Annotated in this window: 18 protein-coding genes; 6 read left to right on the top strand and 12 right to left on the bottom strand. The window is 66.7% G+C overall.

Translation table 11 applies throughout. The features are described 5' to 3' along the window. Positions 1 to 30: 30 nt before the first annotated feature. The gene (locus tag HWX76_RS09430; RefSeq protein ID WP_050014077.1) at positions 31 to 984 is read right to left on the bottom strand and encodes an ABC transporter substrate-binding protein; all 954 of its coding nucleotides are present in this window, start codon (positions 982 to 984) and stop codon (positions 31 to 33) included. Between the two features lie 57 nt (positions 985 to 1041). Next, positions 1042 to 1602: a GNAT family N-acetyltransferase gene (locus HWX76_RS09425; protein ID WP_050014076.1), complete on the bottom strand. Its 561-nt coding sequence runs from the start codon at positions 1600 to 1602 to the stop codon at positions 1042 to 1044. An 11-nt stretch (positions 1603 to 1613) separates the two neighbouring features. Here HWX76_RS09425 and HWX76_RS09420 point away from each other — a divergent pair, with 11 nt between their 5' ends. Continuing rightward, positions 1614 to 1865, top strand: a complete 252-nt coding sequence (locus HWX76_RS09420; RefSeq protein WP_176015731.1) for a hypothetical protein — start codon at positions 1614 to 1616, stop codon at positions 1863 to 1865. A 209-nt stretch (positions 1866 to 2074) separates the two neighbouring features. Here HWX76_RS09420 and HWX76_RS09415 read toward each other — a convergent pair whose 3' ends face one another. Continuing rightward, on the bottom strand, positions 2075 to 2998 hold the full coding sequence (locus HWX76_RS09415) for a recombination-associated protein RdgC (protein WP_176015838.1): 924 nt from the start codon (positions 2996 to 2998) through the stop codon (positions 2075 to 2077). A 213-nt stretch (positions 2999 to 3211) separates the two neighbouring features. On the opposite strand from HWX76_RS09415, the gene HWX76_RS09410 reads away from it, so the two are divergent. After that, positions 3212 to 4282: a hypothetical protein gene (locus HWX76_RS09410; protein WP_176015730.1), complete on the top strand. Its 1071-nt coding sequence runs from the start codon at positions 3212 to 3214 to the stop codon at positions 4280 to 4282. A gap of 61 nt (positions 4283 to 4343) precedes the next feature. Here HWX76_RS09410 and HWX76_RS09405 read toward each other — a convergent pair whose 3' ends face one another. The 3 genes from HWX76_RS09405 to HWX76_RS09395 form a co-directional block, all read right to left on the bottom strand. Further along, positions 4344 to 5378, bottom strand: coding sequence for a succinylglutamate desuccinylase/aspartoacylase family protein (locus HWX76_RS09405; RefSeq protein WP_050014070.1), 1035 nt, complete (start codon positions 5376 to 5378; stop codon positions 4344 to 4346). 248 nt (positions 5379 to 5626) lie between these two features. Next, entirely contained in the window at positions 5627 to 5902 is a 276-nt protein-coding gene (locus HWX76_RS09400; RefSeq protein WP_050014069.1) for a hypothetical protein, read from the bottom strand. 253 nt (positions 5903 to 6155) lie between these two features. Continuing rightward, positions 6156 to 7712, bottom strand: a complete 1557-nt coding sequence (locus HWX76_RS09395) for a sensor domain-containing diguanylate cyclase (protein WP_050014068.1) — start codon at positions 7710 to 7712, stop codon at positions 6156 to 6158. A 453-nt stretch (positions 7713 to 8165) separates the two neighbouring features. Between HWX76_RS09395 and HWX76_RS09390 the strand changes: the two genes are divergently transcribed. The 3 genes from HWX76_RS09390 to HWX76_RS09380 are packed head-to-tail and all read left to right on the top strand — an operon-like array spanning position 8166 to position 12963. Further along, complete coding sequence (locus HWX76_RS09390) at positions 8166 to 11042, top strand: molybdopterin cofactor-binding domain-containing protein (RefSeq protein WP_089489382.1); 2877 nt, start codon at positions 8166 to 8168, stop codon at positions 11040 to 11042. Then, positions 11039 to 11707, top strand: coding sequence for a (2Fe-2S)-binding protein (locus tag HWX76_RS09385; protein ID WP_176015729.1), 669 nt, complete (start codon positions 11039 to 11041; stop codon positions 11705 to 11707). The genes HWX76_RS09390 and HWX76_RS09385 overlap by 4 nt, the downstream gene beginning before the upstream one ends. Then, positions 11704 to 12963, top strand: coding sequence for a cytochrome c (locus HWX76_RS09380; protein ID WP_050014065.1), 1260 nt, complete (start codon positions 11704 to 11706; stop codon positions 12961 to 12963). Before HWX76_RS09385 ends, HWX76_RS09380 begins: the two co-directional genes overlap by 4 nt. Positions 12964 to 13050: 87 nt before the next feature. Here the strand turns inward: HWX76_RS09380 and HWX76_RS09375 are convergent, their stop codons facing one another. The 3 genes from HWX76_RS09375 to HWX76_RS09365 form a co-directional block, all read right to left on the bottom strand. After that, entirely contained in the window at positions 13051 to 13224 is a 174-nt protein-coding gene (locus HWX76_RS09375) for a hypothetical protein (RefSeq protein ID WP_176015728.1), read from the bottom strand. A gap of 128 nt (positions 13225 to 13352) precedes the next feature. Further along, positions 13353 to 13844: a peptidoglycan-associated lipoprotein Pal gene (pal, locus tag HWX76_RS09370; RefSeq protein WP_050014064.1), complete on the bottom strand. Its 492-nt coding sequence runs from the start codon at positions 13842 to 13844 to the stop codon at positions 13353 to 13355. 420 nt (positions 13845 to 14264) lie between these two features. Beyond that, positions 14265 to 15476: a porin gene (locus HWX76_RS09365; protein WP_176015727.1), complete on the bottom strand. Its 1212-nt coding sequence runs from the start codon at positions 15474 to 15476 to the stop codon at positions 14265 to 14267. Between the two features lie 386 nt (positions 15477 to 15862). Between HWX76_RS09365 and HWX76_RS09360 the strand changes: the two genes are divergently transcribed. Continuing rightward, on the top strand, positions 15863 to 16672 hold the full coding sequence (locus tag HWX76_RS09360) for a hypothetical protein (protein WP_244137954.1): 810 nt from the start codon (positions 15863 to 15865) through the stop codon (positions 16670 to 16672). A 241-nt stretch (positions 16673 to 16913) separates the two neighbouring features. Here HWX76_RS09360 and HWX76_RS09355 read toward each other — a convergent pair whose 3' ends face one another. The 3 genes from HWX76_RS09355 to HWX76_RS09345 form a co-directional block, all read right to left on the bottom strand. Then, the gene (locus tag HWX76_RS09355) at positions 16914 to 18404 is read right to left on the bottom strand and encodes an ISNCY family transposase (protein WP_050017844.1); all 1491 of its coding nucleotides are present in this window, start codon (positions 18402 to 18404) and stop codon (positions 16914 to 16916) included. 259 nt (positions 18405 to 18663) lie between these two features. After that, positions 18664 to 20109, bottom strand: a complete 1446-nt coding sequence (locus HWX76_RS09350) for an NAD-dependent succinate-semialdehyde dehydrogenase (protein WP_176015726.1) — start codon at positions 20107 to 20109, stop codon at positions 18664 to 18666. Between the two features lie 153 nt (positions 20110 to 20262). Beyond that, positions 20263 to 20722: cytochrome c (locus tag HWX76_RS09345; RefSeq protein WP_176015725.1), on the bottom strand; the 460-nt coding region annotated here is incomplete at its 5' end.

Below are 20722 nucleotides of genomic sequence, written 5' to 3'. Positions count from 1 at the left end.
GCGTGAGCGTGGATGGACGGTTGCGGGCGCTCAGCTTTTCGGCAACCCGGGCGGATTCGTGCGCGACTGGTCGATCGCTTCGGACGCGAGGTTCCAGCGGTCGAGGACCTGCTGATAGCGGCCATTCTTGATCAGCCCGTTCAGCGCGACGGTCAGCGGATCGGCGAGGCCGCTGCCGCGACGCGTCGCGATCGCGATGTCGGCCGTGCGCGGCCAGCCGCCGCTGATCGCGCCGACGAGCCGCGTCTTGCCTTGCTGCGCGCTTTGATACGCGAGCACCGAGTTCACGCTGAACACCACGTCGGCCCGGCCCGACTGCACGGCGACGATGCGCATCGCCTGGTCGTCGTAGTACTGGATCTGCACGGGTTTCAGCCCGTGCGCGACGTTGTCGCGGTCCCACGCGAGCAGGATCTTTTCCTGGTTGGTGCCGGCGTCGGTCACGACGCGCAGCCCCGCGACGTCCTTCGGCTCGCGGATCGACTGGATCTTGCTGTCGTTGCGCACGTAGAAGCCGACCTGATCCTTGCGGTAGGTCGAGAAATCGAACTTCTGCTTGCGTTCCTCGGTGACGGTCACGTTCGAGATCACCGCGTCGACTTTCCCGGATTCGAGCGCGAGCGGCCAGTCGGCCCACGCGAGCGCGACGATCTTCAGCTTGCGGCCGAGGCTGTCGGACACGAGCTGGCCGACGTCGGCATCGAAGCCGATCACCGTGCGTGCGTCGGTCGCATACGAACTGATCGGCGGCAGGCTCGGCGCGATGCCGATCGTCAGCGTGCCGGGCTCGGCGAACTTGAACGACGCGGGTACCGCGCGCTCGACCGCCGCATCGGCCGCGCCACGCGGGCGGCCGCGCTGCTCGGGGCTCAGGTCGAAGGTCGCGGCGGCCGCGGCCATCGCGGCGGCGAAGGCGCTCAGGCCGATCAGCGCGGCGGCCAGCGTGCGCACGGCACGGGATGAAAGCGGTACGGCTCGATGCATGAAAACGTCCTGTCGTGGAAGCGGGGAATCGTTGAAAGCGGAACGGGTGCCGTGCGATCAGCGCGGCAGTGCCGCTTCGGGCACGGGCGCCCACAGGTCGGCCAGCGTCGACGTGCGCGACGGATCGACGAGATCCTTGCCGAAACGCAGGTGGAAATACGCTTCGGGATCGATCGACGCATCGAACAGCCGGGTGTAGCCGGTGCGGTCGTACAGCGCCCACGCTTCGGGCTGGCGAAAGCCGGTCGTCAGGTAGAGACGGCGATAACCCTGCTGTGTGGCGCGCAGTTCGAGCGCTTCGACGATGCGCCGCGCGAGGCCCTGGCGGCGCAGGTCGATGCGCGTCCAGATGCGTTTCAGTTCGGCGGTCTGCGCGTCGTAGCGCTTGAACGCGCCGCCGCCGATCGTCTCGCCGTCGCGCAGCAACAGCACGAACGCGCCTTCGGGCGGCGCGAACAGTTCGGCCGGGTAGCGCGCGAGTTCGTCGCGGGCCGACGCGCGGCTGTCGGGGCGGTATGCGTCGTAACGGGTCGAATACTCGTCGATCAGTGCGTCGATCAGCGGCTGCGCGCGGACGTCGAGCGGCGTCGTGTCGATGATGCGGTCGTTCGTGGCCATGGGCATCGCGAATGGCGCGCGATGCGGACGTTCCTGGCGGGGTGCGGGCACGCGGCCCGTCCGGTCTGTTCCGTTATCGCGACGCAGTTGTCGTGATGGCGGCGGCTGTCGTGCTTCGTGCGATGCATCGGGCGCGCCGCCGCCGTTTTGAACACGTTAGCGGCGCGGCCGGCAAAGACGAACGAAGCAATTTCGATAAGGATTTCGACGAAGGTGGAAGAAGGCTTGCAGGAGAAGTGGGGTGGGGCGAACGGGCGGGGTGACGGCCATGCCCGTTCGAGGTGTGTAAGACGTGGATGATCGCCGAGGATTGGCGCGGTGTCGTCGTTTCGACGGCCGACTGGTGAGGCCGATTCGAGGCTGGCTCGTCAGGATCGCGAGCGCTCGGCCGAGGCCCGCCGCCAGCGTGGCGACGGGTTCTCCCCGAATTGTCGGGTCAGCGCGGGGCGACGATCGACGACGACGGCGGCGTTCAGGCTGCCGCCGCCTGAGGAATCGCGTCCTGCCGATCGCCCCCCAGGATCTCGACAAGACTGGTCAGCATCCGCGCCAATTCACCCGTCATCAGCGTGAAGTCCGAATCGAAGCGTTCATCGTCATTCTGCGCGGTCGGGTCCGCCGCCTCCTTGATCACGTCGAGCGGCGTGACGCGCTTGATCGTCAGCGACGGTGTCAGCACGAACGAGATCCGGTCATCCCAGGTCATCGCGAGGCGCATGCACTGTTTGCCGGCTTCGATGTGCCGGCGCATGTCGTTCGCTTCCAGCGCGTGGCCCACGTATCGCACCGTGGCGCCGCCTTCACCGGTCGAACGCAACTCGGCGTCCTGATCGACGGTGAATCCGCCCGGCGCGTCGCCGGACAGCAGCCAGTCCGTCATCGCGGCGACCGGCGAACGCGCCACCTGAACGCCGGCGAGCGGCAGTTGGTCGATCGATTTGACGAGCAGGCTGCGAACGTCGTCGGCAAGCGCCTGCGCAGCCGCATCGATGACGAGCCAGCCGTTCGCCGTGTCGATCCACACGCGGGTATCGCGGCGAATGCTGAACGCGCGCGGCAGCAGTTCGTCGGTCACCTGTTCCTTGAGTTCGCGCATTTGCTTGCGGCCGACCTTGAAGCCCTGCTGCTCCTCGATTTCGAGCGCACGCGCTTTGGTCACTTGATTGACGACCGACGCCGGCAGCAGCTTCTTTTCGGCACGAAACAGCAGCAGCATCTGCCGGTTGTTCGAATACACGAGCGCGCCGTCGTCACGCGGCGACGCCCATCCGGCGCGCTGCATTTCGACGCTGCTGCCCGGCTGGAACGCATGGGGCGCCAGCCATTTTTCCATCTGGTCGGGGGTAACGGCCCAGGGTGCGGGAAGACGGTGAAGCTGAAGGTTCTTGAACCACATAGGCGTACGGGCAAAGCGCGTCATTCTAGCTGACGAGGCGAGTAGCGGCCAGTTGCGGACATTTGATGCCTCGTTAGCCCGAGAACTCATCGAGCTAAACCCGCACGTTCCTCCGGAAATGTCGAGATGACTGTCCGCTATCGAAAAAGAGACAATCGACGGTTGCATCAAGATTGATGACAATGGAAACCAGTCGAACAACGGGGAAAAACAATGATGACTTCCGGCGACGGCCTGACCAGCCCGGCGCGGCTGCTGCGACTCGCGTCATGGGCGATTGCGATCATCTTCGCCGTCTTTCTGAACATGCTCGGCAGTCTCGTGATCCGCGACATGGCGTTCGCCCCGAGGGGCGGTCCGCCGGTCATCGAGCAATTCGCCGACGCGCCGGCAAAAGCGCGGCTGGACGCGGCGCGGCGCCAGTTGCGGGCGCAGCGCGACGCGCTTGCCGAGAAGGCCGACACGATGGAAGTGGCGCGCGGCCGCGCCGCGAAGGAATACGCGGCCGAGAAGGAAAGCTTCCGCAACTGGCTGGCCACCCGCGCGGTGACAGGTGACGGGACGAGGGACCCGGACATTCTGGCGAGAACGCGCACGCTCGATACGCTCCAGGCCGTGGTGGTCAACTGGCAGCATCAGATCGATGCGATCGGCGACCAGCAACGGGCACTGGCATCGCAGCAGGCTCAAGTCGACACGCAAATCGCCGAAGCGGACGCAGCCGCCGAATGGCGCTTCGACGACGCAACGCGGCGCTACGAGATGCAGGTGTTCGGGCTGCGACTGGCGCTGACGCTGCCGATCCTGCTGGTTGCGACCGGGCTGTTCATCCGCTGTCGGAAGGCGCGCTACTGGCCGTTCGTGTACGGTTTCGGCCTATTTGCATTGAGCGCGTTTTTCATTGAACTGGTGCCGTACCTGCCGAATTTCGGCGGCTATGTGCGGGTCGTGGTCGGTATCGTGCTGACGGTATTCGCCGGCCTTTACATGATGAAGGCCTTTCAGCGCTATGCCGAGCGCAAACGGCTCGAATTGCAGCAGGATCGAGGCGAACGCGCGCGGACGATCGGATACGAAAAAGCCGTCCGGTCGCTCGAGAAAAAGCGCTGCCCGTCGTGCGACAAACAATGGAATCTCGGCGGCGACGATTCCACGTTCTGCGTGCATTGCGGATTGAGGCTTTTCAACGTATGCGAATGCGGTGGCCGGAATTTCTTCTTTTTCCCGCATTGCCATCAATGCGGCGTTGCGCAGGGCAATGAGTCGCCGGTGTCATCCGACTGACGGTCCGCGTGTACGCACCGGCGTTGGCGTACGACGGTCCCGAACACGCGAGTCGCGTTCCTCACTCGATGACGCGCGGCGGCGTCGACAATTCCGCCAACTGAAACAGACAATCCCCGCGCTGGACCTGCGCGGGCACCCGCTTGCACACCACTTCGCCATCGCCGTTGAACCGGTGCAGCACCGGTTCGCGTAACGGCGTATCGGGGAAATGCACCCACGCGGCCGGCTGGCCGGCTTTCACCTGGTCGCCGAGTTCGACGAGCGGCTCGTACAGCCCGCGCTCGTACGCATAGACGAAATGACGATCGCCGTCGACGCGCATGAAACGCGTGACGGTCGGCGGCGCGTCGGGCACGAGCGCGCCATGCAGCAGGCCGATATAGCCGAGGTAATGCAGCAGCCCGTGGCGGCCGAGCCGGATCAGCGACGGATCGGCCATGCCGGCGCCGCCGAGTTCGGTGACGATCGAGATCGCGCCTTGCCGACGCGCAGCCGATGCCGAATGCACGGGATTCGGCGCGTGCAGCAGCGCGTTCTGCAACCCGAACGCGACCAGCAGCCCGTTGAGCTTCTCGGCTTCGTCGGCATCGAGCGGATCGATCGCGAGCATGTTGCCGCCCTGGTACAGCAGCGAGCTGCCGCCCGAATGCAGATCGACCAGATACTGCGCGCGCGACAGCAGCGCGTGCTCGATGTAGTGAGCAATCATCTGCGTCGGCGTGCCGGTCGGGTCGCCGGGAAAACTGCGGTTCAGGTTGCCTTCGTCGAGCGGCGACACGCGCAGGCCCGCATCCGCCGCCGGGAAATTCGCCATCGGCAGCAGGATCAACTGGCCGCTGACCATGTCGGGTTCGATCTCGCGCATCAGCTGCGACACGATAATCTGGCCTTCGTACTCGTCGCCGTGGTTGCCGGCCATCACGAGCGCGACCGGGCCGTCGCCGTTGCGGATCGACGCGATCGGAATCGGCAGCCAGCCGTAGGCGGAGCGGTGCACGGAGTGCGGTAGCCGCAGGTAGCCCGCGTGCTTGCCTTGCGCGTCGAGATCGATTTCGCAGTGGATGGGATTTCGCGGAGAGGAAGAGGCGGTCATGGCGGTATCGTTCGATGAACGGAATCTGCCATCTTATAGGGGAAACCGGCCGCGCGCGGCGGGCGGGGCGGGATCGACCGCGAGACGCGCGGCCGCGGCCGGGCGCGTTGCCGTGCGTTGGCGGCCCTCCACGCGCGGCCGCGCGATGTTGCAGCGATGAACGCATGCCGGTGCGCCAGCCGGCTGCATTCGCGCGTCGCGTTTCGCGCCGATCCCTTGTCGCGACAGGGCCGGCGCGTACGACCGGCTTACCGGCCGGATGTTTCAGCTTCGAGACGTCCTTCTTCCCACAGTGCCCAGAAACGGCTGCCGGCGCGATACGGATTCGCACGCCGCGCGGCGTGATCGGCGACGCCCTGGCGAAACGCGCCGTACAGCGTGAGCGGCGGATTGTCGATGCATGCGGCATCGTACGCGGCCGGCATCCGGCGGTCGGACACGAGCCGGCGGATCAGCGATGCGCCGTCGATCACCGCCTGTTCGTCGATGATTTCGGTTCGCGCGAGGACGTCGACGGTATTCATGGCGAGCTCCCTGAAACGTTCTTTCCCCATCAAGGAGCAATAAGAATGCCAGCCGGTAAATACCGCGCTCGGCCTCGATCGTGCGGGCTTCTGCCGTCATCGTGCGGGGCGCCGGACGGCGATGTTACGGAACACGTCACGTGACATGCGAACGCGCGGCGTCACGTGCGAACCCGCAAAGCGTTTCGGAATTGAATCGTCGGGAGGCGGCGGCAGGCCGGGAAAGGGCGGAGGCGCGGCGCGCGTCGGCGGCTCAGGTCGTGGCGGCCGGCGCCATGCGGCGGCTGCCGCTGCCGCTCGAGTAAAAGCAGTAGATGCCCTTGCCGGCCGACTTCGCGTCGTACAGCGCGCTGTCGGCGTGCTGGATCAGCTCGTCGGGCGAGCCGTGCCCGTCGTCGAGCGCGATGCCGATGCTGATGCCGATGCAGACGGTCTCGCCGATCGACAGCGCGTACGGCGCGGAAATCTGCCGGATGATCCGCGCGGCGAGGATCGAGCACGCCTGCATCGTCGTGTCGTCGATCGCGACGACGAATTCGTCGCCGCCGATGCGTGCGGCGAGCTCGCCCGGCGGCAGCGTCTTGCCGAGCCGCTCGGCGACCTGGGTGAGCACTTCGTCGCCGGCCTGGTGGCCGAAGCGATCGTTGATCGACTTGAAGCCGTCGAGGTCGAGATACATGACGGCGAGCGCGGGGCTCGGCAGCCGCGGCCGGCGCGCGAGCATCCGCTTGAGCGCCGCATGCAGTTCGTGGCGGTTCGGCAACCCCGTCAGCGCGTCGTGCCGCGCGAGGTGCCGGATCTGTTGTTCGGTCTGGCGGCGCGCGGTGACGTCCTCGACGATGATCACCGCGTTGCCGTCCGGCACGCGGTGGCGCGTCAGTTCGAGCTGGCGGCCGTCGGCGAGCACGATGTCGAGCGGCCCGGACTCGGCGCGGTTCAGCCATGCATCGCACTGCGCGGCGAGGCCGGCGCCGCCGGGATCGGTCACGGCATGCGTGCCGAGCGCGGCGACCACGGCCGGCAGCGGCGTATCGAGCATGATCTCGCGCGGCGAGCCGAACAGTTGTGCGGTGCGCCGGTTCGCGACGATCACGCGGCTGTCGCCGTCGATCATGCACAGGCCGTGCGGCATGTAGGTGAGGGCGGCGTCGAAGCGCGCGACGAGTTCGGCGTTGCGCTGGCGCGCGGCGATCAGCGCGACGAGCACGCGGTAGTGACGCTGCACGACCGTACGCATCGCCGCCAGATAGATCGCGAGCGGCGGCACGAGCAGCCACGCGCCGGTTCGCGGCGCCAGCAGCGCACCGACGCCGATCGGCAGCACGCCGAGCACGACCTGCGTCATCGCGAGCCGCGGCAGCGCCGAATTGCGCGACGCGATTCCGCCGAACACGCCGCCCGCGACCATCACGGACAGCGTGCCGAGCTCGACGTCGGCGGCCTGCACGCAGCCCATCACGCCCAGGCCGAGCACGAAGCACGCGACGAGCGACACCGGCGCATAGCGCATCGCCCAGTACTCGATGCGATCGTCGCCTGCGTCGCGCCGCACCGTGTAGGCTCGTACGATCGACAGGCGCGCAATGAGCAGGCCGACGTCCAGGACGAGCCACGCGAGGCACCACAGCTGCTGCAGCCGCATCAGTGCGACGGCCGCGACGAAACCGCTCCCGAGCCCGGACAGTGCCATCGGGCGGATGTCCTCGAACAGCGTCACGAGCATCGACGGACGCAGCGCGGCCGTCACGCGGTGGTTGCCGGAGGGGGGAGTGGCGAGAACGGAGTTCAGGAGAGACGCCCTGACTGCCATGATTGTCGACCTCGACACGATGTTGCGATGGCTGGCGGCTCCGCACGGCACGTGGCGGAAGCCCGGCCGAGCCGGATGCGCACGACATTACCACGAAAAACCGGCGTCGCGGGCCGGTTGGCGGCGCCGCGCATCGTCTCGTGCGCGGGTTGTCAGCCCCGGCGGCGGGGGCTTGCGGATGCGGCGGCGCGAACGCAGCGTTCGTTGCGAACGGAACGATGTGCGGCGGCCGCCGAAGCCGGCGCGACTGCCTCCGCCGCAAGCAAACCGCAAACGAATCGCCGCTGCAACCACCCGCCGCAGCCCGGCTGAAACCCGTTATAAGAATTCCAATAAGTATTTCATGCGGGAAATACTATAGGCGATATATCCAAAACAATGCCAGAATGCGCGCCGCTCCGGACGCCGCGACACCCGATCGCCGTCCGAGCCGCCTCAGGAGGTTCCCCCCAAATGAAAAACCACGGCCTGTCACGGCGGGGTTTTCTGAAAGCCAGCGTGCTGGCGGGCGTCGCGGTGTATGTCGCGCCCATCGGCAGCCGCGCGTTCGCGGCGCTCTTCGAAGAAAAACTCCTCACACCCGTCAAATGGGATAGCGTCACCGGCATCCCCCAATTCCGCATCGACGGCATCGCGAAGGTCACGGGCTCGAAAGTGTTCGCCCGCGACGTGCGCGCGGCCGACATGCCGCACTGGCCGCAGCAGCAGTCGCACGCGCTGATCCTGCGCGTCACGCAGGCCGACCGCACGTACGAGGGCTTCGACCTGTCGCTGCTCGGCGACGAGCTGAAACCGGACCGCGTGGTCACGGCCGACGATCTCGCGCGCGACGGCGTCGCGTTCCCGGCGTTCTACGGCGACGACATGCTGTTGCCGGCCGGCAAGACGCCCGCGTATCTCGGCCATGCGGTCGCGATCCTGATCTATCACGACTTCGCGCGCTTTCGCTTCGCGAAGAACGCGCTGAAGTTCCGCGACGACGTGATCCGCTACGGCGCGGTCACGGGCCCGCTCGAGCGCGATCCGTGGGGCACCTTCCGCTACGTGCGCGTGGGCGGCAAGACGGCTTATGACGACGACGTCTATTCGAGCCTGAAGGACGCGCCGATCTTCCCGAGCATGATGCGCAAGCATCTGCCGGTCTGGCCGGACGGCAAGGAGCACGGCAAGCTAGACGAGCAGGGCATGTTCCTCGCCGGGCAGATCGCCGCCGAACTCGACCAGCCGTCGGCCGACTGGCTCGTGTTCGACCGCGAATACAACACGCAGTCGGTCGACACGGCCGCGCTCGAGCCCGACAACGCGAACTGCTGGTACGACGCCGCGACGCAATCGCTGCATCTCGTCGTGCCGACCCAGTCGCCGCTGGAAGTGTCGGAGAACGCGGCCGCGATGGTCGCGAAATGCCGCTTCCCGGTGAAGAAGCTGTTCGTGCATCCGTGCTACACGGTCGGCTACGGCTCGAAGGATCACTTCAACGTGCCGTTCTACGGCCTCGTCTGCGCGCTGTACGCGGACGGCCGCCCGGTGCGTTTCGCGAACGATCGCTACGAGCAGTTCCAGACGTCGCTGAAGCGACACGCATTCAAGATGCATTACCGGATCGCGGTCGACCGCAACACGGGCCTGCTGCAGTCGTTCAAGGGCGACTTCGAGGCGAACGGCGGGGGGCGCTCGAACTTCTCGCCGTCGGTCGCGATGGTCGGCGCCACGGCCGCGCAATCGATCTACTACTTCCCGAAGAGCGACCTCGCGGCCGTCGCGATCGCGTCGCGCGCGATCGACGCCGGTTCCGCGCGCGGCTACGGCACGCTGCAGAGCATGGCCGCGACCGAGATGGCGGTCGACGAGATCGCCGCGCAATTGAACATCGACCCGATCGACTTCCGGCTGCGCAACGCGCTGCGTTCGGGAATGAAGAACACACAGGGGGCGATTCCCGCCGGCGCGCTGCGCGTCGACGAAGTGCTCGAGCGCGCGAAGCAGCATCCGCTGTGGACGCGCCGTGCCGCGCGCAAGGCCGAATTCGAGGCGGCGCATCCGGGCAAGCGCTACGGCGTCGGCTTCGCGTGCGTGCAGAAGGATTTCGGCACGGGTGCGGAAGCGTCGTTCGCGAAGGTCGAATTCGACGCGCACGGCAAGGTATCGCTGCAACACACGGCGGCCGAGATCGGCACCGGGATGTCGACGTCTCAGGCCGTCGCGGTCGCGAAATGGCTCGGCCGTCCGGCGACCGACGTGCGCGTCGCGCTGACCGAATGGCCGGACCTGCCGGTCGAGACGAGCGGCGACCCGTACCTGATGTCGCAGGCCGATCAGGACCGCCTGAGCGCGAACCCGCGCTGGTCGCCCGGCTATGCGTCGCCGTCGAGCGCGACGAACTCCGCGTACTACTTCACGCACAGCACGCGCGAAGCCGCGCGCGCCGTGTTCCGCTACGGGCTGTGGCCGGCCGCGATGTCGATCTGGACACGCGGCCTCGGCGGCGGCCAGGCCGCGCCGTACACGATCCGCATCGAGGACGCGCGCTGGGTCGACGGCAAGCTGACCGCCGACGGCCTCGAGCCGCTGACGTTCGAGCAGCTCGCGAAGCAGGCGCATGCGCTCGGCCTGCCGACCGGCGCCGTCGTGCACGTGTTCAACCGCTGGCAGTGGACCGACGCCGAATTCGAAGTGGGCGGCGCGGTCGAGCGTCTGCCGATCGACGGGCTGTCGCTGCGCGTCGGCGCGCCGAAGACCGGCGACGACGGCCCGCTGCCGGGCACCGCCGCACCAGCCGGCGCGACCGCGCTGCGCGGCACGCTGCCGCCGACCGCGAACGGCTATCGCGTGCTCGATCGCAAGCGCGTGTTCATCCCGCCGACGAGCCGCAACAACGCGGCCGTCACGTACTACACGGCGGTGGGCACGCTCGTCGAGCTGGCCGTGCACGAAGCGACCGGCAAGGTCGAGCTGCTCACGCATCACTCGATCATGGAATGCGGGAACCAGATTTCGCCGCAACTCGTATCGGGCCAGTTGCAGGGCGGTCTCGCGATGGGCATCGGCCATGCGCTGCACGAGTATCTGCCGCTCTACGAGGACGGCCCCGGCAACGGCACGTGGAACTTCAACCGTTACCGGCTGCCGCGCGCGTCCGACGTCGCCGTATGGACGCAGACGGGCGACGTGCTGCCGCCGCTGTCCGAGACCGATCCGCCGAAGGGCGTCGCCGAAGTGGTGATGATTCCCGTCGTCGGCGCGATCGTGAACGGCATCGCGCACGCGATCGGCCATCGTTTCACCGACCTGCCGGTGACCCCGCAAAAGATTCAGGAGGTGCTCGCATGACGACCGCCCAAACCGCGGCTTCGGCCGCGAGCGCCGGCGCGGCTTCGGCCGCTTCGGCATCCGTGCCCGTCGCACCGGCTGCACTCGCTGCGGCGCCCGTCGAGCGTCCGCTCGTCCGGTTCCAGCAGAAGCCGCTGTCGCTCAACATCAACGGCAAGTCGGTCGGCCCGATGCAGGTGCCGGAAGGGCTGATGATGATCGAGTTCCTGCACGAGTACCTGGGCCTCACCGGTTCGCGGCTCGGCTGCGGGCAGGGCATCTGCCACGCGTGCGTCGTGATCGTCGACAAGCCGGACGGCACGAGCGACGAAATGCGCACGTGCATCACCGGCGCGCACTTCTTCCACGGCCGTTCGATCCGCACGATCGAAGGCCACGCGAAGCGCAATGAAGCCGGCGAGGTGGTCGAGCTGTCGCCGATCCAGCAGAAGTTCCTCGAACACTTCAGCTTCCAGTGCGGCTATTGCACGCCGGGCTTCGTCAACGCGGCGACCGTGCTGATCGAGCGCCTGAAGCGCGAGCCGATCGCGAAGGCCGACGTGGAACGCACGATCACCGACGCGCTCGACGCACACCTCTGTCGCTGCACGGGCTATGTCCGCTACTACGAAGCCGTCAAGGACGTGGTGCTGACGACGCCGGGACTCGTGAAGGAAGCGCAATGAAACGCACATTCGCTCATCGTGCCGCGCGGGCCGCGGGCCTGCCCGCGCTCGCGGCGTCCTTCGCGCTGCTGCTCGCCGCGTGCGGCGGCCACGACGCGCCGGCGTCGAGCGCGGCGTCCGGCGCGCCCGGCGCCGACGCGGTCGCGCGCGGGCGCTATCTCGTCAAGGCCGCCGACTGCGCGGCGTGCCACACCGCGAAGGACGGTGCGCCGTTCGCCGGCGGCGCGGCGCTCGAATCGCCGTTCGGCACGTTCTACGGCTCGAACATCACGCCTGACAAGGATCACGGGATCGGCGGCTGGAGCGCGGACGATTTCTACGCCGCGCTGCACGACGGCAAGGCGCCGGGTAAGCGCCTGTATCCGTCGATGCCGTACACGTCGTACCGGCAGCTCACGCGCGCCGACGCCGACGCGATGTACGCGTACCTGATGACGGTCAAACCTGTCGCGCAGGAAAACCGCGCGCACGACCTGAAGTTCCCGTACAACCTGCGCTTCGGCATGGTCTTCTGGGACATGCTGTTCCTGAAGGACAGTCTGCCGGATGCATCGACCGGACAATCCGCCGACTGGCAGCGCGGCCGCTATCTCGCGGGCGCACTCGGTCACTGCGCGGAATGCCACACGCCGCGCGCGTTCACGGGCCAGCTCGACGGCGCGAAGCCGTTCGCGGGCGCCGCGCTCGGCCGCGTGGCCGCGCCCGACATCACGCCGGCCGGCCTCGCCGCGCGCGGCTGGACGGGCACCGACCTGCAGACGTTCTTCGGCGTCGGCATTGCGCCGCAAGGCTCGGCGTTCGGCGAGATGTATCCGGTCGTGCATCTGAGCACGCAATACCTGACGAAGGACGACCTGCGCGGCCTGTCGACGTACCTGCTCGGCGATACGCCGCCCGCGCCGCAACCGGTGAAGCCGGTGTCGGCCGATGCCGCGCAACTGGCGGCCGGCCGCTCGGTGTATCTCGCGGTGTGCGCGGGCTGTCACGGCTTCAACGGCGAAGGCAAGCCGCACGTGGCGGTGCCGATGAACGGCAATTCGACGGTGCGTCAGGCCGACTCGCGCAATCTGCTGGTCGCGATGCTCGACGGCATCGACGAGCAGAAGTTTGCCGGCTTCGAAAACCTTCAGCCGATGCCGGGTTTCGCGAAAACGCTGAGCGACGACGAACTCGCGCAGCTCGCGAACTATCTACGCGCGACGTGGGGCGGCCAGCCCGCGAGCGTCACGCCGGCCGACGTGAAGGCGATGCGTTGAGTCGCGTCCCGGGGTAGTGCACCGCGCGCGAGCAGCCGGCTTCCGGTGTTCGCGCGCGATTTCGCGCCTCTTCCTTGCGGCGGCGCGTCAGTAGCCGCCGCCGCCGCCACCGCCACCGCCACCGCCTCCGCTGCCTCCCGCGCCGCCGTACCGGCTCATGCCCGGTCCTTGCGACGTACCGCTGCCCGACGACGTACAGCCCGTGGACAGCACAAGCACCAGCGCCGCGATCAGCGCCGCAGCCAACGTTGCCGATTTCATTGCGATCTCCTTGCTGCGCGCAGGCAACAGGAAAGGCGGTTCGCGTGAACCGCGTCTGCGCGATGACAAGACGTTTCGGCGGGGCGCTTATTCCATGCTTTTTGCGTATCGCCGCGGCGGTGCCTGGATCAACGATAGACGAGATCGGCGCGGCGATTCTGCGCCCACGCTTCCTCGTCGTGGCCGAGCGCGACCGGCTTTTCCTTGCCGAGGCTGACAGCCTCGAGTTGCGTCGCCGGCACGCCGAGCGTTTCGAGCGCGCTCGCCACGGCCTGCGAGCGGCGCTGGCCGAGCGCGAGGTTGTATTCGGACGTGCCGCGCTCGTCGGTGTTGCCCTGGATCAGCACGCGCCGCGCGGGATGGCTGCGCAGGTAGTCGGCGTGCGCCTGCAGCAGCGACTGGAATTCGGGCTTCACCGAGTACTGGTCGAAATCGAAGTAGATGCTGCGCTTCGCGAGCGGGCTGTTCGGATTGTTCAGATCGTCGGCCGTCACCGTCGCGACGGTTTCACTCGACGGCGTCGGCGCCGCGCCGGCATTCTCGGGCGTCTTCGCCGCGTGGTGGCAACCGGCCAGCAGGACGAAAGTTGCCAGGACCGCAATTCGCTTCATTTTGCTCATCGTTCTTCTCCAGCGGTTGACTGCGTTGAAAGCGGGGCGCGTGCCATTCGCACGCAGCCGTCCGGTCGCCATGGCGCGAAAGGTCCGGCTCCGTTGCCGTGATGCAGGTTCGTAAGCCGGTGGTGCGCCAGATGAAAGAATGTTGCGGGCCGGAACGCCGGAGCGCGGCGTCGCTGCAAACAGATTAGGAAAAATGTCACAACGTGCCCAGTTTCTCCGCATTTTTTGCGCAAACGCGACAGCCGGGAGGCATTCTTGCTTCCGCGCCTGGGGTGCGGTACGCGACGCCCGCCACGGCGAAAAAGGCCGCGCAGAGCGCGCGGCCTTGCCGGTGCCGGACACCGCGATCGGGTGATGGAGGAAGCGCTCGCCGAATGCAGTCGGTCAGCCGCGTGACGGCGCCGCCCACACGCCGCATCGTCAGAACTTGTGGCGCAGCCCCAGCGCGACGACGGCCTGATTGCTGTTCGCGGAAGGCGTCATGGTCCAGACCGTCGCGTTGAACGCCGGATTGCCGTTGCCGCCGCTCACGCTCTGGTAAGTGCCTTCGAGATACGCATCCGTGCGCTTCGACAGCGCATAGTCGGCCTGCGCGACGACCTGGTTCCATTTCGGGCGGGTCTGTCCCGTGCGGGTGTCGAAGCGGCCAATCGTGTACGTGTACGCGGCGGCGACGCTCAGCGCGCGCGTGACGAAGTAGCGTCCGTCGATCGAGAAGTTGTCGAACACCAGCGATTCGCCCTTCAGCGGCGCGATGTTGCCGCCCTGGAGCACGCCCGTCACGCCGTCGGTGGTCGAATGCGACCACGCGGCGCCGACCGAGTGCGGCCCGAACGCGTAACGGCCGGCCATCGCCCAGATCTGCTGGTTGCCGCCCGTGATGGTCGCCGAGCCGTCGACCGTGCTCAGCGCGCCGTCCGGATTCGGCGCGTTGCGGTCGCGGCTGATCTTCAGGTAGCCGGCGCCGAGCTTCAGCGGCCCGTTCGCGTACGACAAGCCCGTGCTCCACACCGCGTTGTTGGAGAACTGGCCGGGCGTGTTCGAAAACCCGATCATCGCGCCGAAGGTCAACCCGCGAACCGTCGGGCTCGTGTACTTCACCGCGTTATTGATGCGCAGGTTGCGGTTCGAATCGTCGTTGTCGTACGGGTGGACCGCAAGGTTGCCGCCCCAGCCGGGGCCGGACGCGCCGAGCGGCGTCACGAAATCGAGGATCAGGTCGTACTGGCGGCCGAAGGTCAGCGCGCCGGCCGTCCTGGATTCCACGCCGAGCCACGCCTGGCGGCCGAACAGATCGACGCCTTTCTGCGACAGCTTGCCGGTGGTGCCAGAGAAGCCGTTTTCGAGCGAGAAGACCGCGGCCAGTCCGCCGCCGAGATCCTCGCGACCGCGCAGCCCCCAGCGCGACGCATTCAATGCGCCGCTCGTCATCGCGACGCCGCCGCTGCCGGGCGAGCCGGCACCGCGCGTGCGCTGGTTGGTGGAGTAGGTGATCGACGTGTCGATCAGGCCGTACAGCGTCACGCTGCTCTGGGCAAGCGCGACATCCGACACGAAGCCGGTCAGGCAGGCGGCAATGACGGTCCCCGCGACGCGTGCGCCGGCATGCTGGTTCGTTTGGCAGGAATGCATAGGCGTTTTGTTGTTGTTGGGCCGGCCTGGCGGCCGACGGATCGAGCGGCCATTATTGGAGATCGTGCGGCGGTCGATTAAGGCGTTGCACAGGAAAGGTCCTCTGCCCAATCACTCGGAATCGCGGTGGGGCGACTTGCGGGGAGGCGGTCGGGAAGGAGCGGCTGAGACGGTGCGTAGGGTTCGGCGCGCCATCGCGCGACGGTGGTGTGCCGAACGTCTAGACCCGGCCCGAACGCTCGCCGTAGAAATCCCGAGACCGGAATCCACCACGATCGGACGCGATTCCACCTGGAACGACATGGAGCAGGGCAGAATAGGGCGCGCGTGGCGCATGCCGACCGCTGTCGGCAGCGCGCCGATTCACGAAAACCTGTCGAGTCTCCATGGCGTTTCCGATGTCCCCTATCTTGCGTCCCATCCGGTTGGCGTCCCGAACGACGGCCGGTGTTGCATTCGTCGTCAGTCTGCTGTCGGGCTGCGCTGCGCTGTCTTCATCTGCGCCGGTCGACCCTCAGCAGCAGTTCGTTGCGGAGCAGCGAAATGCGAACATGCGATACATCGACAGTCTCGCGGCGTACAAGCCCGTTTTCCAGAATCCCGGCAACTATAGTCGAGCGCAGGTGCTGGAAAAGTACGACGCGGTTCTCTATCAATACTCGCTCGCTGCGGTGAGCTGGGTTCGCGCAATCTATCCTGCCACCCGGCAGACGTTGCCGCCATCCCTGCAACCATTGCCTGCACCGTCCGGGCCGCTCAGCCTGGCGGACGTGAACCGACACTACGAACACGCGCTCGGCATGAACGCCGGCATGTGGGAGATCAGCATGGCCGCGGATTTCGGCAAGCCGTCGAAACTGGCGGTGCCGCGATATGACGGGCCGTTGCTTTTCATGCCGTTCGCACCGCCTTTGCCGCCGCTGCAGGATGTTCGCGATCCGCAGTTCGCGCGGCTGGTGACCATGACGAAGAAGCTGGACGACGCGCAGAAGGCGGACCTCGCTCGACAGAACGCGGCGACCGCGAAACAGATGGCGGAGAACGCCGCGATGCACGCGGCAAACCATCCGCCCGGCCCGAATCCGCTGGACTCGATCGATCCGCGGACCGGGTTGCCGTATCCGGCACCGCAACAGGACACGCAGCGCTGGTGCACGATGATGGGCAACGGTGTGGGTGGTCGGGTGCCGTGTTGAATCGGGGCGGACGACGGCGGGCTGATCCGATGTGACGTGGACGTCATGGTGATCGTCCCAGTCGCGTTCGGCGCCGGCGCTCTCAAGGGTGCAGACGATCAACCTACAGGCCAAAACACGACATTTCTAAAAAGCTACCACAACACATGTCATACCCGGATTCAGATGTCCACCTTCCAGCTATTTAAAAATGTCCGGTTTTTAGGTTGGTTTTGCTGCGTCTTTTTCCTCGTTTTGAGCATTACGCAGTGTCGAAGGTCGGCGCCTGAACGGGCAGGGCGCTTACGTTTGTTTCACTAGCCTTTGCAGACCGACGGCCAGGTTTGGTTGGCGGCTTTGCGGTTTGCCGACGTTGCGCCAGCTCCACGATCACATGCTCGACGTCGGCCTGCGTGATCTCGCGTTGCTTCTTCTTTCCCGCTTGCGGGTCGTTTCGATTGGTCCGGGTTGAGTCGCCGCGATGTGTCCGTGACGGCGCTTTACCGATTCGGCTGTTATCGCGTTGCGCCTGAAGCGCTTGCGCGACCTGCAGCACATGACTCAAGCGCTTGTGCTCAACGACGGCGCCTTGATCGATTTCGGTTAGGCGGTCGTACTGTCTGTAGTCCAACACCCGGTCGTCAGCCCGTAGTTCAATCCGTCCATCCGGGTACTCCCACACCTCGATCTGCCGGTCAATCAACTTCCGATTCTCCGGCGTGTCCTCCAGCAAGTACAGCACCCGGTCGTACTGCACCGTCAGCGACTTCGTTACTTTCCGCGGCTCGCGCCACGTCAGCGCCAAGTCCAGACTCTCGTCGGCCCGCAGCGGCCGGTGCGCATTGAAGTCACTCTTCGGCGGCTTCGCGAAGCGTGTGTTGTAGGCGGCCATGAAGGAGGGCGCGTAAGCGTTGGCGTCGGCCACCGTGTTGATTCCGCGCAATCGCATCTCCTTGACCAATCGGTCCTGCAACGTCAGGTGTGCGCGCTCGACGCGCCCCTTGGCTGAACTGCTGTTCGCGCAGAACGTGTCGATGTTCAGCTCGTACATCGCGCGGCCGAACGGCGTCACACGGTTACCGGTCTTGCCTGGCTTCACGTTGCGGAACACGCTGGCCTTGTCGCTGTAGAACGCTCCGGGCTTGCCATGGCGTTCGATATACGCCCGCGTGGCCTCGAAGTAGCTGAAGGTCGATTCGGTCTGCGTGAAGTGCAGCATCATCAACCGGCTCGTCGCGTCGTCGACGTACACCAGCAGCGTGCAGGCCGGCGCCCGTTCCTCGAACCATCGATGATCGCTGCCGTCGATCTGGATCAGTTCACCGAGGCACGCCCGGCGCGCTCGCGGCTGATAAACCTTCGGCGGACGCTGCCGACGCGGAATCCAGAGGCCAGCCTCCGTCATCAGCTTCCTGACCGTCTCCTTGGCCAGCCGAATGCCGTGACACTCCCAGAGCTTCTCGCAGGCCAGCGTCGGCCCGAAATCGGCGTAGCGATCGCGGATGATCGACAGCGCCCGGTCCACAATTACCGCGTCCAGCCGGTTGTTGCTTGGCTTCGCATACCGTCCCGACACGAGACCTTGAGGCCCGTGTTCCCGCAGCCTGGCGACCAGCCGGCGAACCTGCCGGGTCGTCAGCTCCAGCCGTTCTGCCGCACGCCATGGCTTGAGCTTGCCGTCCGCCACGTCCTGAATGACCTTGAACCTGTCCAGTTCGCGCATCGTCATCGTGATCCGTTCCGTTGCAGCCATCGCAGCCTCCGGCGCCGGACAACCGGCAGCCGGTCAGCTTACGATGGGTCGAAAAACGGACATCTGAACTTAGCCAGAAGCGGACATTTGAACTTAGCTACTACAACACACAATGTCGATAATTCACCTTATGTCAAATTTTAAATAGCCATGATCACCCTCTATGGCGCGGGTTCGGCAATCTCGAATGCGTCCATACGCTGAAAAATCTGCCAATCGGGCGCGCCCCAACTGCAGCGCGCCCACCCTCAACCGACCATCAAACCGCCATCACCGTCACCGACTTCGTGACGAGATACGGCTCCAGCGCTTCCGGCCCGCCTTCCGACCCGTAGCCCGAATCCTTCACGCCGCCGAACGGCATTTCCGGCCACGGCGTCGCCGGCTGGTTGATCCACAGCATCCCGACTTCGAGGCGTTGCGTCAGCAGATGCACGTTCGCGAACGAACGCGTGAACGCGTAGCCGGCCAGACCGAACGGCAGACGGTTCGCCTCGGCGATCGCATCCTCGAGCTTGTCGAACCCGCGAATCGCCGCGACCGGGCCGAACGGCTCGTTGTTGAACACGTCCGCTTCGAGCGGCACGTTCGCGATCACGGTCGGGGCGAAGAAGTTGCCTTCCGCGCCGATCCGCTCGCCGCCGGTCTCGATGCTCGCGCCGACCTTGCGCGCGTTGTCGACGACCGACGCCATCGCGGTCAGGCGTCGCGGGTTCGCGAGCGCGCCGAGCGTCGTGCCTTCGTCGATACCGTTGCCGATCTTCAGCCCTTCCGCATGCTTGACCAGCGCGCGCGTGAATTCGTCGCGGATGCTGTTGTGCACGAGGAAACGCGTCGGCGAAATGCAGACCTGTCCCGCGTTGCGGAACTTCGCCCCGCCGGCGGCCTTCACTGCGAGCGCGACGTCCGCATCCTCGGCGACGATCACCGGCGCGTGGCCGCCCAGTTCCATCGTCGCACGCTTCATGTGCTGGCCCGCGAGCGCGGCCAGCTGCTTGCCGACCGGCGTCGAACCCGTGAACGTGACCTTGCGGATCACCGGGTGCGGAATCAGGTACGACGAGATTTCAGCCGGATCGCCGTACACGAGACCGATCACGCCCGCCGGCACGCCCGCATCGACGAACGCGCGCAGCAGCGCGGCCGGCGACGCCGGGGTTTCTTCCGGCGCCTTCACGAGGAACGAACAACCAGTGGCGAGCGCGGCGCTCAGCTTGCGCACGACCTGGTTGACCGGGAAATTCCACGGCGTGAACGCCGCGACCGGGCCGACCGGTTCCTTCACGACCGTCTGCTGCGCACCGAGATTGCGCGGCGGCACGATCCGGCCGTACACGCGGCGCCCTTCGTCCGCGAACCATTCGATGATGTCGGCCGCCGACAGCACTTCGACGCGCGCTTCGGTGAGCGGCTTGCCCTGCTCCTGCGTCATCAACTGCGCGATCGCGTCGGCGCGTTCGCGCACCAGCGCGGCCGCCTTGCGCATCGTCGCCGCGCGTTCGTGCGCGGGCACCTTGCGCCATGCTTCGAAGCCGCGCTGCGCGGCGGCGAGCGCACGGTCGAGATCGGCGATGCCCGCGTGGGCCACCTTGCCGATCGCCTTGCCGGTCGCCGGGTTCACGACGTCGATCGTCTTGCCGCTCGCGGCGTCGACCCACTCGCCGTCGATCAGCAATTGCGTATCCGTATAAGTCACGTTAGCCATCCAGACACCCCTACATTGCGTCGATAAAACGCGCGCGGCCGCGAACGGCCGCACGCCGGTTGACAGAAAAAGCCAAGCCGCCGGGGCAGGCACGCACCCGGCGGCGTCGACGGCAGGCACGCCGGCCCGCCATCGTTGCGCGGCGCACCGCGCTCAGTGCGCGGCCGCCGTCGCCTTGCGGAGTTTCGCGACGTCCGCCGCCTGCACGGCCGGCGCGCCGTTGTTCCAGCCGGCGCGCATGAACGTCAGCACGTCGGCGATCTGCCGGTCGTTCAACTGGTTCGAGAACGCCGGCATCGGATACGCGGACGGCACGCCGCCGATCACGAGCGTGTCGCTGCCGTTCAGCGTCACGTTGATCAGCGACGATGCATCGGCCTCGAGCACGTTCGGATTGCCGGCGAGCGGCGCGAGCAGCGGCGCATAGCCGCGCCCGTCCACACCGTGGCAATGCAGGCAGTAAGCGTTATACACCTTCGCGCCCGGATCCGTTGCCGGTCGGCCCAGCGCGACCTGCGTCGCCTTCGGATCATAGCGGTACGGCGGCGCGCCCGTGCCGCCTGCCGCCGGCAGCGATTTCAGGTAGCGCGAGATCGATGCCAGATCGTCGTCG

Origin of the sequence: Burkholderia sp. BCC0398, from assembly GCF_902833245.1 — a bacterium.
In the GTDB taxonomy this organism is placed as follows: domain Bacteria; phylum Pseudomonadota; class Gammaproteobacteria; order Burkholderiales; family Burkholderiaceae; genus Burkholderia; species Burkholderia sola.
Note: the sequence above shows the minus strand (reverse complement) of the source record. Positions and strands in the feature narration are given on the sequence as shown.

What these genes read in the sequence shown, in the direction of transcription:
- HWX76_RS09355 (WP_050017844.1), bottom strand. Translation starts at nt 18,404, where the DNA reads ATGGCTGCAACGGAACGGATCACGATGACGATGCGCGAACTGGACAGG.
- HWX76_RS09425 (WP_050014076.1), bottom strand. Translation starts at nt 1,602, where the DNA reads ATGGCCACGAACGACCGCATCATCGACACGACGCCGCTCGACGTCCGC.
- HWX76_RS09350 (WP_176015726.1), bottom strand. Translation starts at nt 20,109, where the DNA reads ATGGCTAACGTGACTTATACGGATACGCAATTGCTGATCGACGGCGAG.
- HWX76_RS09380 (WP_050014065.1), top strand. Translation starts at nt 11,704, where the DNA reads ATGAAACGCACATTCGCTCATCGTGCCGCGCGGGCCGCGGGCCTGCCC.
- HWX76_RS09360 (WP_244137954.1), top strand. Translation starts at nt 15,863, where the DNA reads ATGGCGTTTCCGATGTCCCCTATCTTGCGTCCCATCCGGTTGGCGTCC.
- HWX76_RS09410 (WP_176015730.1), top strand. Translation starts at nt 3,212, where the DNA reads ATGATGACTTCCGGCGACGGCCTGACCAGCCCGGCGCGGCTGCTGCGA.
- HWX76_RS09430 (WP_050014077.1), bottom strand. Translation starts at nt 984, where the DNA reads ATGCATCGAGCCGTACCGCTTTCATCCCGTGCCGTGCGCACGCTGGCC.
- HWX76_RS09405 (WP_050014070.1), bottom strand. Translation starts at nt 5,378, where the DNA reads ATGACCGCCTCTTCCTCTCCGCGAAATCCCATCCACTGCGAAATCGAT.
- HWX76_RS09395 (WP_050014068.1), bottom strand. Translation starts at nt 7,712, where the DNA reads ATGGCAGTCAGGGCGTCTCTCCTGAACTCCGTTCTCGCCACTCCCCCC.
- HWX76_RS09365 (WP_176015727.1), bottom strand. Translation starts at nt 15,476, where the DNA reads ATGCATTCCTGCCAAACGAACCAGCATGCCGGCGCACGCGTCGCGGGG.
- HWX76_RS09390 (WP_089489382.1), top strand. Translation starts at nt 8,166, where the DNA reads ATGAAAAACCACGGCCTGTCACGGCGGGGTTTTCTGAAAGCCAGCGTG.
- HWX76_RS09420 (WP_176015731.1), top strand. Translation starts at nt 1,614, where the DNA reads ATGGCGCGCGATGCGGACGTTCCTGGCGGGGTGCGGGCACGCGGCCCG.
- HWX76_RS09385 (WP_176015729.1), top strand. Translation starts at nt 11,039, where the DNA reads ATGACGACCGCCCAAACCGCGGCTTCGGCCGCGAGCGCCGGCGCGGCT.
- pal (WP_050014064.1), bottom strand. Translation starts at nt 13,844, where the DNA reads ATGAGCAAAATGAAGCGAATTGCGGTCCTGGCAACTTTCGTCCTGCTG.
- HWX76_RS09415 (WP_176015838.1), bottom strand. Translation starts at nt 2,998, where the DNA reads ATGTGGTTCAAGAACCTTCAGCTTCACCGTCTTCCCGCACCCTGGGCC.
- HWX76_RS09375 (WP_176015728.1), bottom strand. Translation starts at nt 13,224, where the DNA reads ATGAAATCGGCAACGTTGGCTGCGGCGCTGATCGCGGCGCTGGTGCTT.
- HWX76_RS09400 (WP_050014069.1), bottom strand. Translation starts at nt 5,902, where the DNA reads ATGAATACCGTCGACGTCCTCGCGCGAACCGAAATCATCGACGAACAG.